Here is a 12,405-nt window from a genome sequence, read left to right as displayed (position 1 = left end):
ATTTATAAATGAAAATTAATTCCGCCTGGAATTAGTGGATTATTAACGAAATTATGTTCCTGACGCAACATATTTTTGGTAGATTTCACTAATAGAGTGAACACTTGGATGCGGAACGCACGCCCGGGAGCGCTCAGCATGCCGTATTGAAGCCGGCCTGGCCGCATTGAATTGGGTTTGACGGTGTCGCCAAGCATCTCAGATCCGGGGATAGAGGTTACCTGATTCGATGGACACTTTTGGTTGTAAAATAAAGTGTTTTTCATAAATTATAAGAAGAATCCGGCCCCTCCGAAATTCAGGAAACTGATGATCGCGCAGGCAAAGGCCGGTCGCAGAGCTGGACGCCTAGCGCGAATTCGAGACGACGGTCGCGACGATCTGTCGCTGGGTCAAGCAGGCAGAGACTGACGGCAGAACTCACGATGACGGCCTTACCAGCACCAAGCGGGAAAAGGCCCGGCGGCTGCACAAGGAGAACCGTCAACCTCCTACAGAGCTCTATTTCCTCTCAAAGGGTGAGCCGTTGAAGGCGCTATTGATTCGGGCTCAACGGCGAATACCTGGTTTTCAGCGAACGGCGTGACCTTGTCCCGGTCTTCAATTTCGTGACCGCGAATCAGGCCGTGGATCCTGTCGAACGAAGGAGACTCCTCTGGACGCGTCACACAACGGCTTCTATGTGCGGAGCGGACAGTTTCCAACGGCTCGTTCAACCGCCGATGGCGATCAGATTCAGAAACTCGGATAGATCCATTCAACATCGAAAGAAAGCTATGGCGCCCTGCACATCCATGCAGAACTCGCAGAGACAGATACTTCTGCCGGCTATCGGTCGCAGGATGTCGAACGGTTTGTGAAAGCCGCAGGCTTGAATCGAAGCGACTGCCGTTAGGAAACGCGAATCACGATCCGGAACGAACGGCTGCGGCCGGTCAGTGATCTGGTCGACCTGAACTTCTTTGCCCCGTAAACCCGATGTGCTTCGGCTTGCAGACATCGCCTATGTGCCGACTAGGGCAGGCTTCCTGTATCTGGCGGCGATCCACGACGTCTCCAGTCACAGAATCGTTGATAGGCAAAGGACCAATACCTCAAGGACCGGTTGGTCAACGACGCAATGAAGATGGCGATCGGGCGACGCAAGCCGAAGAACGTCATCCAAGACAGTGATCAGGGATCGCAATACACGCAGCGGCCTTTGGCAGCGATGAAAGGAAGTGGCGTTGGCCGTCCATGGGCTCGGTCTGGGAAGCCCAAGACAACGCCAAGTGGGAGAGCTCCGCCGCCATACCGGAATTTGAACTGCTCATCCGCCGCGAATTTCAGACCAAGGCGTATACCTGTATGGCGATCTTCGAACTCATCAAGGGATGGTACGATCCCGCCCGACGTCATTCGACGCTCGGATATCAGCCTCATTTTGCAAACAAAAGGAGGCAGGCTGAACAGCTAGAATCCGCTAACGTGTGACTGTCCGGAAAATCGGAGGAACTTCACTTCACTTAAGAGCCGCACAACCGCCATTATCGGCGCTGTCCCGGATATCAGTTCGCATGGCTGCCTTCACATCACATTTGCGCCATATATTGAACTGAATATCAAATTCTGGTTTCCTCATTCAATAAGTCTATTTCATTCAATGGCACAGCCAATTTCAACTGGTGCGGAGACGCAATTATGCGCCGATTTTTGAGCATGGTTTTTACCGCAGTTTTCGCACTTATTGCCGGCATCGTGACGGTACCGGTAGAGGCACAAACGCCAGACCAGTTCGTTCCTGAAGCCAAATATTATGGTGTGGTCGGACATTTTCTGAAAACCCCGGATTTTAAGGATAATTGGGATCCCAACTGGCGTTTACCGGTCCTGATGAAACAAATTAAAAAAGCCGGTATTCAACGCATAACATTTCCGATTTTTTCGTACGATGGAGAACGCGCCGGCCTGATACGCTTGGAAAAACACAGCCCACAAGTCGCCGCCGGATTAAAACATCGCCGCGACCTGATTGATCAATGGCTCACTCTGGCAGACCAGGAGGGTCTGATCGTCAGCCTTCATGTCTTTGCCAAAACACCGCGTGTTCCGCGCTACAAGGAATTCAATCGGCACTTTACCGATTGGATCGCCGAATTGATCCAGCGTCACCCGAACATTAAGACCATCCAGTTTCATAACGAACCAAACATCAAGTTCTTCTGGCGCAATTCGACCCCCGAGGAATATGTCGAGGTTTACCGGGAAATTGCACATAAGTTCAAAGCGGTGCGACCGGACATCCAAATGACCGTCGGCGCCATCGCAAGCCTTTCATGGCCGAAGGGACGCGCCTGGCTGCGCCGGGCCATGGATGCCGGCCTGCTTGAATTCGCCGATGCTGTATCCGTTCACCCCTATACCAAACGGAAGCCGCCGGAGGACGATCCCCATTTCAACAGTGTCCCGGGCGATGATCTCCTCGATGTTGAAGAGGCCTTCATCAACTTCAACAACGAAATCCAGTCGCGAGCCCCGAACGGCAAGAAGCTGGGCATTTTACTAACCGAATTTGGCTACTCGTCCTCAGAGAGTGGCAGTCACGGCGTCGGATCAGAAAAAACTCAAGCAGACTACCTGAGCAGATCAATACTGATCTATATCGATCTCAACGTCCGTCACAATATACCGATCGAAGCCGTGTTCTGGTACGATTTAAAAGATGACGGGACGGATCCAAACCACGTCCAACACAACTTTGGTCTGTTGTCATATGACTTGACCAGAGAGAAAGACGCCTATCGCACCTATGCTGCCATCATTAAAGCAATTCCGGACGTATCAAAACTGGAGCCGGCCTCTTTGAACGTCAGCCTCAGCAACACTTCCGGCATCAAACATGTAAACATCAAACAATGGCTTCAAACCGATGACAGCACCTACATAGTCGCTTTCTGGAACGGACATCACAAAGCTGAAGATCGTATGATGAACCTCTTGCTCGACCACCCGTGTGACGTCGTCCCCGCCCCTATCACCTATGTACAACTCGGAATGCAGGAAACCGTTCCAGCCTTTAAGACCATCGAAAAAAATGGCACCTGTCAAAGCCAGGTACCTGTCGCCCTTTCCATTCGCGCAAGCCTGATCAAATTCAGGCTCAAGAGCAACGCAGCCACTAACGCATCCGTGCAACAATGAGGCTATAGAGGCAATGCGCGCTGTGGGTGGCCGGCGAAAGAACATCGGGAGACTCAGGCTCCGCGTCATTGCCACCAATATCGATATGTTTCCGGTTTCTAACAGCGCACGCCAATAGACACGGCCTTTGGAAGACATTATGCTTTCTTATGCAAAAATCACCCTGTCTATAAAATGAGCGGAACAATTGGGCGCACATCTGTGAAACAGAAGTATTTTTTAAAAAAAATTGATATTCTCCCTTATTTTAAATTTTTTAGCTTCCGAATTTTATTTTATTTTATTTTAGCTCAATTTATAGTCAAGCTCGTTTTCGAGCTTGGCATGGGAATGTGGTGGTATAAGACCAGTCAAACCTATCAATACATCCTTTATTCATTTATTGCCCTTGATTACGTAGCAACTTCAATTCAGTTTGCTCGCCTGAAATATATCAAGGCTTTCTCACTAATCATTTCCGGTACTTTCCTAATACTATGCGTCCATGGTGTCATCGTCGGTCTGATCAACGACAATAAGCTATTTAAAATTTTCAATGACACCGTCCCGTTGATCGTCATTGCACTAAACGTCATTCGCCTGCAGGATGAGTTCAAATCCGCTCAAAAGATGGAAATCGAACGGATCATGAATTTCATGTTCGTGGTCCTGTTGATCATCGCGGTCTTGGGAACGGTTGGGATGCTCGCGGGATTGCCCACCCGGCCCGCCCCTGGAGATCCACTACCAGAAATTTTCTTCAGCCTGTTTTTCGCCAAGCTCTTTTCGGAAAAAAAGCTTCATATCCCAACCTTGCTGATGGGATTTGTGCTCCTGGCATTTTGGGCCGACGACTTCAACCGGACCAAGATGCTGTTTCTTGCTCTCGGCTTTTCCATGATCATGCTCAAATATTTTTGGAAGAATATTATTTTGTTCCTGGCGGTAGCGACGGTTGTCATCGCAGCCGGAGCGATATTCATCAATATAATCCCGGAGGATTCAAAAACGGCCCGCCGACTGGCATCAGCATTTTCATCGAACGAGTACAGCAACGACGCTTCGACTGGCGAACGGGATGCAGAATACCGTGCGATTGTCAGTCAGCAGCAACAGCAGGGAATTTTCGTATCATCCTTTGGATTCGGCCATGGGGCCGAATACGCCGTACAACTAACACATCGCTATGATTACGAAAGATCCTTTGCGCATTATTCCTGGGCTTGGTTCAAAATGCGTTACGGAGACTTCGGATACCTGTACTGCTTAACGGTATTCCTATTCTTTCTATGGTCCGTATTCGTTGGCTTTACAAAAGGAAGCAAGTGGTCAATATTTTTAGGATTCCTATCGTTGGTATCCCTTATTTACATGTATACTTATACGAATTTCATAATACTAACTACAGGATTTTGCTGGTGCCTGAGGTCTAGTAGTTTCACAAAGAATAGTATATCGAAACCGGTTAGTCGACTTTCCGTATCCGAGTCGAATTGAAAAAAACGCCATTGAATATGCTGCCTGCGTTAAAATGAAAAAATACAACTGATACAGCTGCAATTCCACGCAGGCTCTCCAAACTTAAAAGTTTCTCTTGTTTCTTCATAAAAAAATCTTGTCAATTTTCACGTCTATTTGTTTGAAATTAGGGAGTGCCCCAGGAAAAAACACTGACTAGATTTCCTGGAACATCCCTTTCACCCGTTCGATTGCCGCCAGTTCATCGTCGTCCAGCACTTTCTTCCAATAGGAATTCACGGCTTTGATGTTGCGCTTGCGCACATGCGCTGTGTTGTGTGTTGGAACTTTATCGTCGGTATCTTTCGAATAGCGCGCCTCGACCTTCCTATGCAGCTTGTCGGTTAGCGGCAAGCCACAGTGCTGGTACAGGCCTTCCGTCGATGCGAGCGGATCGGCGATCAAGTCATCGATCTCGATAATCTTGACCCTTCCGGATTTTTGATACTCCTGCGCCTTGGCATCCATGATGCACCAAAGCACGGCCGCGTTGACGACGGAATTCGACAGATCAAGATCCGCCGGAATTTTGGGAAGGGATGGATCATTCATCCGCTTCACCAGGTCGCGCAGATCGAACCCCCATCCAAACCGTTTAAAACTAGCTGCGATTCCCTCAATCGGGCGATGGGTAATCACCACGGGAAAATCCGTATGTTCCAAAATGAAAGGAATAGCGAAGAAGGCGAAGGGATCTTTCCATATAACCGTCTTCAAAAAGGGATGCAGTTTGCACAGCCGAAGCGACACCCGCGAGCGCCCGCCAATCAGTTGTTTTCTGAAACGGATCCAACCTTTTTCATGCGGCCACAGACCGGACTGAAGACGAAGGTTCAACTTTTGCATTCGATTCAGGAAATCTCGCGCAACAGGCTCAGGAAAAGTCTCATCTCCTGGAATAGCGAAATAGTTCTTGAAAATCGTATCGCCGGAAAGGGCGTTCATCGGTTCGTACAGATAGTAACTGTTCAACGCCAGCGATAGTAATTCGCCAACGACCGTCGTTCCGGACCTCGGACAACCTGTAACGAGTACGAATTTTTCTGGATTCAAATCAAATTCCCTTCTGCTTCATCTTCAGAAGACCCTTGGCTTCGTTTATAGCACCCTGTGGCGTCACACCTGGCCAGATCGCCAATTTTCGCCAGCTCACGAGCGCCCGTACAAGTCCATTAACGACTATGATGAACGAATAAGCGGTCGCGGCCCCGACAAACCCGAGAACCGATGTCGACAGCCAATAGACGAAGGGTGTCAGGATTAGGAAAAAGAGCGTGATATAGCTTCGATAAATCCGAAGGTTGGCATAGTCCAAAATGAAGATGGTCGGACCGAAAGACGCCACCAGCAATCGCCCAAGGATCAAGATGTAACAGGATAAAAGCGCGTCTTCGGCATGACCACCGAAAAGCTGTAGCAAATACGGCGCTGCAATTAGTAGCGGAACGACGCAAACAAACGACGCCAGGAAATAAACGACTGCAACCTCTGAAATGGTTCGGTTGCGCTCGGTAACACTGCCGCCACTATAAAACGCCTTCGATAGCCGGGGCGCAACATAGGACCGTAACCCGTCGATGAAAAACTCGGCAAAGACGGCAATACGTTGCGCGATGAAGTAACTTGCGACAGCCTCAATCCCCAAAAAGAAGGATACGAAAAGCGCGTCGCCCTTGATAATCAGAGCCGAACCGCATTCAGAGATCCAAGTCAGGGTTGGCTTGGGCCAAATGGCCTCATTTGTGGCAGATGACGCTGGTCTCCGTTTGAAGATGAAATCTCGTAATACGTAAAAATCTCGAAGTACAATCAATAACATCGCGCTGCATATTGCCAACATCGCGACGACCAGGTCACTCCTCCAAGTCTGCAGCGCTATATAGCTGAAGACGAGCGAAAATAGTCCTCTAAACACGTAGAAATTCAGATTGGAATCGCGAATTCTATCGAAAGCGATCTCAGCGTTCCTGAACAAGGCCTGCAGCGAAAAAAGCAAAGATCCAATGACAAAGCAGGCAATAAACAAATCATTGTCAGTGTAGAGGTCGGTCAAACCCCATCTTGAGCTCGCAATGAACGCCACCGACGCCAAGAGCGAGCAGATGATAGTCACAGTGATCGAGCGGCGTAGCAGTCTCGAAGCCCCACGAAAGTCCTGCATGTGAAGCATTTCGGACCCGTAGCGCAGCAATAGCGGCGGATATCCGGCATTTGTCACTTGCGGTATGAAGAGGAAAATAGAAAGGGCGTAAAAGAAATAACCTGTTTCCAAAATGTCGAGATTCCGGCTGATAACAATCGTGAAGCCGAACCACATCACCGCCCCAATTGCCTTTGAAGCTATGCCCTCAAAAAGGTTGAGGAGGCGGGGGTTCTTTCTCGATATTCGCCATATTTTTGCAAGCATATTTGTGAGCCACCAAACCGGAATACCTAAAGACCAAGAGGCAGGTTATTAAGTGAGGTCCTAGGCGGCGCGTCGGTCCAAACGGCCTCCCACTGATCGACCAGGTCTTTAGTTCTCCAATGTGTCCAAAACGTTTTGGAAAGAATGCAAGGTATTATTAATTGAGTAGGTGTCGCGTGCTTCCTGAAGACCGTTTCGGCTAAGTCGTCCATAAAGATCCGGGTTGTTCAACAGCGTTTGAATTGCCGATGCCAGAGCATCCGGTTCATTGGGTGGCACGAGAATCCCAGTTTCACCTTCCCGGATTATCTCGGTCACGCCGCCGCCTTTTGTGGCGACTACGGGTGTACCCGATATCATTCCTTCCACGACGACACGTCCAAAGGGCTCCGCCGCGATCGAGGTATGAACCACTATATCAACGGATTTCATCAGTTCTTTTACATCATTGCGAAAGCCCAGAAACTGGACACGGTCATTCAGCTGCAGCTTGTCGACCATATCTCGAAGCTCTTCGGCGTAGGCCTCTTCTCCAAAAAGCGGCGCACCGACAATTATCGCATTCACGTCTTTTAGCTGCGACAAGGCCGCCAACAGGACGTGCTGGCCTTTCCAATGACTGATTCGGCTAAAGAGCCCGACCGTCGCAACCTTCCCCGGACATAATGTTTTCGTAAGCGCTCGGTCCTCTTCTTCCTCTCCGACATAAAAACCGTTGTATATGATACCGGCTTTTTTCTCCTGTCCCCCACTGGCTATAAAGGCCTCCTTCGAGGCTTGCGAGTTGGCTAATACCTTGCTGCAGAACAGGTAAGTAAAGGCGATAATTGCCTTCCGGTTCAAACGACTGAAGGCCGGATCAGTGATAATATCGTGAAGTATCCAGACCAACGGCTTACGACTAAAAAAGGAAGCAAGTCCTGCGACAAACAAAGATTTCTGGGAATTGGCGCAAATCACATCGTACTTGCTGCAAACTCTACTAAGGTTCCACGAGAGTTTAATCAGGCTGAAAAGCGCCAGAAACTGTAACAAAAAAGATGATTCGCGCTTAATAGAGAGAAGGTCGCTCTCGGCCGGCAATACGAAACATTCATGATCCTTCGAAATGGAATCAACAGCCGGACCAGGGCTCAAAAAACAGGCCGCCCAGTTCGTGGGGGCATGATTGATCAGATCGACCAAAAAGAGTTCGGCGCCGCCTTTCTGGCCTGTGTGATTCACGAAGAGCACGGATTTCATTGTTTCTGAATTCCCTTTATGGTTTCTCCAGAAATGACGGCGTCAAACATATTAAAAACATGCTCGCCCGTGACTTCGTGTATCATATTGGCAGCGACGTGCTCATGACCCGCCTGTCGCAAACGCGCCGAGAGATCCGCGTCCTCAATAACGATCCTTATTTTTTCCCGCAGGCTCTCGACATCGCCCGGTTCGGCCAGAATTGCGGTTCTTCCGTCTATTGCGACATCGGTTACGCCAGTCGGTAAATTGCTGGAAACCACTGGAGTTTTGCAGAACATTGCCTCGATTTGAGAGATGCCGAAGGCTTCCGTGATTTCTGTGGATGGAAACACGAAAGCATCAATACTCGCGAACAACTCCAGTTTTTCCTCGTGGCTGACACGACCCAGGAAATGCACCCGATCGGTCAAGCCGAGTTCCCTAACTCTCGTTTCTATATTCTGTCTAAGCGGCCCGTCTCCGGCGATGAGTAAATGGATATCGGGAAGCCCGGAAATGGCTTCAACAAGCTCGGTCAAACCTTTGTACCGGGCATGACGCCCAAGAAATCCGATCACCTTTGCATCGCCATAAAGCGCTTTTCTCCGGTTCATGACGGACTTGCGAATGCTCTCATCGATAACAAAATCGTCTGGATCGATGCTGAGTGGGATGACCGTGTAGTTTCCGCTATTCGGTAAATCAGCGGAAATGGTCAGATTTTTCTTCGAAGTTATGATTGTTGTCTTGGCGTTTTTAACCAGTAAATGTAAAAATGGTATCGCCAAATTTCTCAAAAACTTGCGGCCATAAATATCCATGTGATGCGTGACAATAACTGGAGGCCGCTTGCTAAATCCCCATTTCCATAAAAATAGCGCATTTGCAAAGGGATTCGGCGAATGAAAATGTATCGCGTCATAGTCATCGATAGAAATGCCGGAAAACAATCGCGGTGCCACCGGCTGACTTTTAAGATTCGCTAAAACTTTTTTCCGAATCACTCTCACGCCATTGATATGCTCTTCGCGTTCGCCTGCTTCATGGTTAAATACAAGTACTGTGACATCGTGTTTTTTAGCCAGTGTTTCGCAGACACTTTTCGTATTATCCTCAATACCACCCTGGAAAGGATAATAATACTTACCAACGACAAGAATTTTCGCCATCGAAATATCCAAACTAATGCAGGAAGATTACGGAATGTAATCTATGTGCATGCAAATAACACCTATACGACACCCTTTTCCTTCAGGAATGCGATGACCTCGTCGGCGACGTCTTCCGGGTCCCGGTTGACGTTGCGCAGGTGGATCTCGGCGTGTTCGGGCGCCTCATAGGGGCTGTCGATGCCGGTGAAGTTCTTGATCTCGCCGGCTTCCGCCCTCTTGTAGAGACCCTTCGGGTCGCGCTTCTTGCACTCCTCGATCGGCGTATCCACGAAGACCTCGAAGAACTCGCCTTCCTCCAGCAGGTCCCGCGCCATGCGGCGCTCGGAGCGGAACGGCGAGATGAACGACACCAGCGTGATCAGACCCGCGTCGGCGAACAGCCGCGCCACCTCGCCCACCCGGCGGATGTTTTCCACCCGGTCCGCGTCGGTAAAGCCCAGGTCCCGGTTCAGCCCGTGGCGGATGTTGTCGCCGTCGAGCGTGTAGGTCTGCTTGCCTTCTGCGTGGAGCTTCTTTTCCACGATGGAGGCGATGGTCGACTTGCCGGAACCGGACAGCCCGGTGAACCACAGGACCGCCGGCTTCTGGCCGAGGCTCTCCGCGCGGGCGGCCTTGTCCACCTCGAGCGCCTGCCAGTGGATGTTGGTCGCACGCCGAAGCGCGAACCACACCATGCCGGCCCCCACCGTCGCGTTGGTCATGCGGTCGATCAGGATGAAGGAGCCGGTCGACCGGTTCGCCTCGTAAGGATCGAAGGCGACCGCCTGGCTCAGGGCCAGATTGCAGAAGGCGATCTCGTTGAGATCCAGCTTCTTGGCCGCCGCATGCTCGAAGGAGTTGACGTTGATCTTGTGCTTGATCTCCGTCACCGTCGCCGTCACCGTCTTCGTCCCGATCTTCATCAGGTAAGACCGGCCCGGCAACATGGCGTCGTCCGCCATCCAGATCAGGTGAGCCGCCATCTGGTCGGCCACGTCGGGACGGGCCTCCGGAGCGCACAACTGATCCCCGCGGGAGATGTCGATCTCGTCCTCAAGCGTGATGGTCACGGCCTCTTCGGCGCGCGCGGCGTTCACGTCCCCTTCGGGCGCGATGATCCTGGCGACCTTCGAGGCCTTGCCCGGCCCTGCCACGACGACACTGTCGCCGACGGCAACCCGGCCGCTGGCAATCGTGCCCGAATAGCCGCGGAAATCCAGGTTCGGACGGTTCACCCACTGGACGGGGAAGCGGAACGGCGCCTCCAGCACATGCTCGCCCACATCGACGCCTTCCAGATGCTCCAGAAGGGTCGGACCGTCGTACCAGCCCATGCGCTCGCTTCTGGCGGTGACATTGTCGCCAAAGCGCGCCGACATGGGAATCGCGACGAAGGTTTCGAAATCGAAGCCGTTGGCAAAGGTTTCGAATTCGGCCCGGATTTCCTCAAACCGCGCTTCGGAATAGTCGACCAGGTCGATCTTGTTGACCGCAAGCACCACATGACGAATGCCCAGAAGCGAGGCGATGAAGGCATGCCTGCGGGTCTGCACCATCAGGCCGTTGCGCGCATCGACCAGAAGCACCGCCAGATCTGCGGTGGAGGCACCGGTTGCCATGTTACGGGTATATTGCTCGTGGCCCGGCGTGTCGGCGACGATGAACTTGCGCTTGTCGGTCGCAAAGAACCGGTAGGCCACGTCGATCGTGATCCCCTGCTCGCGCTCGGCCTCCAGACCGTCGACCAGCAGCGCCAGATCGATCTCCTCGCCGACCGTGCCGTGTTTCTTGGAATCCCGTTCGAGCGCCGCAAGCTGATCCTCGAAGATCAGCTTGGTGTCATAGAGAAGCCGGCCGATCAGGGTCGACTTGCCGTCATCCACCGAGCCGCAGGTCAGGAACCGCAGCTGGTCCTTGTCTTCCTGGGCGAGGATATAGTCGGTGACGGCCTCTTCGGAGGCCAGGATCTGTTCGCTCATCGACATCAGAAGTAGCCCTCGCGCTTTTTCTTTTCCATGGAAGCGGCGTCGTCATGGTCGATCAGGCGGCCGGACCGTTCCGAGGTCCGGGCGATCAGCATTTCCTTGACGATGGCCGGCAGGGTATCGGCATCCGATTCAATGGCGCCGGTCAGCGGATAGCAGCCGAGCGTGCGGAACCGCACCATCTTTTCCTGAACCACCTCGCCCGCCAGCAGCGGCATGCGCTCGTCATCGACCATGATCAGCATGCCGTCGCGTTCCACCACGGGACGGGTCGCCGCCTTGTAGAGCGGCACCATCGGGATGTCCTCGGTCAGGATGTACTGCCAGATATCGAGCTCGGTCCAGTTGGAGAGCGGAAACGCGCGGATGCTTTCGCCTTTTGCCACGCGGGAATTGTAGATGTTCCACAGTTCCGGCCGCTGGTTCTTCGGATCCCAGCCGTGGCTGGAATTGCGGAACGAGAACACCCGTTCCTTGGCACGGGACTTTTCCTCGTCCCGGCGCGCACCGCCGAAGGCCGCATCGAAGCCGTACTTCGTCAGCGCCTGCTTCAAAGCTTCCGTCTTCATCACGTGGGTATAGGCCGAAGAGCCGTGCTCGAAGGGATTGATCCCCTGCGCCAACCCCTCCGGATTGGAATAGACGATCAGGTCCAGACCGAGCCGCTTCGCGGTTTCGTCGCGGAAGGTGATCATGTCCCGGAACTTCCACGTCGTGTCCACATGGAGCAGCGGAAACGGCGGTTTGGACGGATAAAACGCCTTCATCGCCAGATGCAGCATCACACCGGAATCCTTGCCGATGGAATAAAGCATCACCGGGTTGCGGAATTCCGCCGCAACCTCGCGGATAATGTGAATGCTTTCCGCCTCCAGCCGGCGCAAGTTGCTCAAGCGCTGCGCGGTCAGGCCGTTTGCTGTCACGTTCATGAGTGTCAAAACCTCAAATGTCAGGCCGGACG

General features: G+C 51.9%; 9 protein-coding genes. 3 read left to right on the top strand and 6 right to left on the bottom strand.

Annotated features, from left to right (window positions below; translation table 11 throughout):
• The first annotated feature begins 1,236 nt into the window (after nucleotides 1–1,236).
• The 3 genes from ABIN98_RS17710 to ABIN98_RS17700 all read left to right on the top strand — a co-directional run bounded on the left by ABIN98_RS17710 (nucleotide 1,237) and on the right by ABIN98_RS17700 (nucleotide 4,656).
• Nucleotides 1,237–1,473, top strand: coding sequence for a hypothetical protein (locus ABIN98_RS17710; RefSeq protein WP_346911902.1), 237 nt, complete (start codon nucleotides 1,237–1,239; stop codon nucleotides 1,471–1,473).
• 207 nt (nucleotides 1,474–1,680) lie between these two features.
• Nucleotides 1,681–3,180 (top strand): hypothetical protein, encoded by a 1,500-nt coding sequence (locus tag ABIN98_RS17705; RefSeq protein WP_346911901.1) that lies wholly within the window; start codon nucleotides 1,681–1,683, stop codon nucleotides 3,178–3,180.
• Between the two features lie 201 nt (nucleotides 3,181–3,381).
• Nucleotides 3,382–4,656, top strand: coding sequence for a hypothetical protein (locus tag ABIN98_RS17700; RefSeq protein WP_346911900.1), 1,275 nt, complete (start codon nucleotides 3,382–3,384; stop codon nucleotides 4,654–4,656).
• 177 nt (nucleotides 4,657–4,833) lie between these two features.
• Here the strand turns inward: ABIN98_RS17700 and ABIN98_RS17695 are convergent, their stop codons facing one another.
• The 6 genes from ABIN98_RS17695 to cysD all read right to left on the bottom strand — a co-directional run bounded on the left by ABIN98_RS17695 (nucleotide 4,834) and on the right by cysD (nucleotide 12,373).
• Nucleotides 4,834–5,730, bottom strand: a complete 897-nt coding sequence (locus tag ABIN98_RS17695; protein WP_346911899.1) for a sulfotransferase — start codon at nucleotides 5,728–5,730, stop codon at nucleotides 4,834–4,836.
• A 1-nt stretch (nucleotide 5,731) separates the two neighbouring features.
• The gene (locus ABIN98_RS17690; protein WP_346911898.1) at nucleotides 5,732–7,084 is read right to left on the bottom strand and encodes a hypothetical protein; all 1,353 of its coding nucleotides are present in this window, start codon (nucleotides 7,082–7,084) and stop codon (nucleotides 5,732–5,734) included.
• A 108-nt stretch (nucleotides 7,085–7,192) separates the two neighbouring features.
• Entirely contained in the window at nucleotides 7,193–8,326 is a 1,134-nt protein-coding gene (locus ABIN98_RS17685) for a glycosyltransferase family 4 protein (protein ID WP_346911897.1), read from the bottom strand.
• Complete coding sequence (locus ABIN98_RS17680; RefSeq protein ID WP_346911896.1) at nucleotides 8,323–9,477, bottom strand: glycosyltransferase; 1,155 nt, start codon at nucleotides 9,475–9,477, stop codon at nucleotides 8,323–8,325. The genes ABIN98_RS17685 and ABIN98_RS17680 overlap by 4 nt, the downstream gene beginning before the upstream one ends.
• 62 nt (nucleotides 9,478–9,539) lie before the next feature.
• Entirely contained in the window at nucleotides 9,540–11,444 is a 1,905-nt protein-coding gene (gene cysN, locus ABIN98_RS17675) for a sulfate adenylyltransferase subunit CysN (RefSeq protein WP_346911895.1), read from the bottom strand.
• Complete coding sequence (gene cysD, locus ABIN98_RS17670) at nucleotides 11,444–12,373, bottom strand: sulfate adenylyltransferase subunit CysD (protein WP_346911894.1); 930 nt, start codon at nucleotides 12,371–12,373, stop codon at nucleotides 11,444–11,446. The genes cysN and cysD overlap by 1 nt, the downstream gene beginning before the upstream one ends.
• Nucleotides 12,374–12,405: the final 32 nt, after the last annotated feature.

This window comes from uncultured Roseibium sp. (assembly GCF_963675095.2).
In the GTDB taxonomy this organism is placed as follows: domain Bacteria; phylum Pseudomonadota; class Alphaproteobacteria; order Rhizobiales; family Stappiaceae; genus Roseibium.
This window is presented reverse-complemented; position numbering and strand designations above follow the sequence as displayed.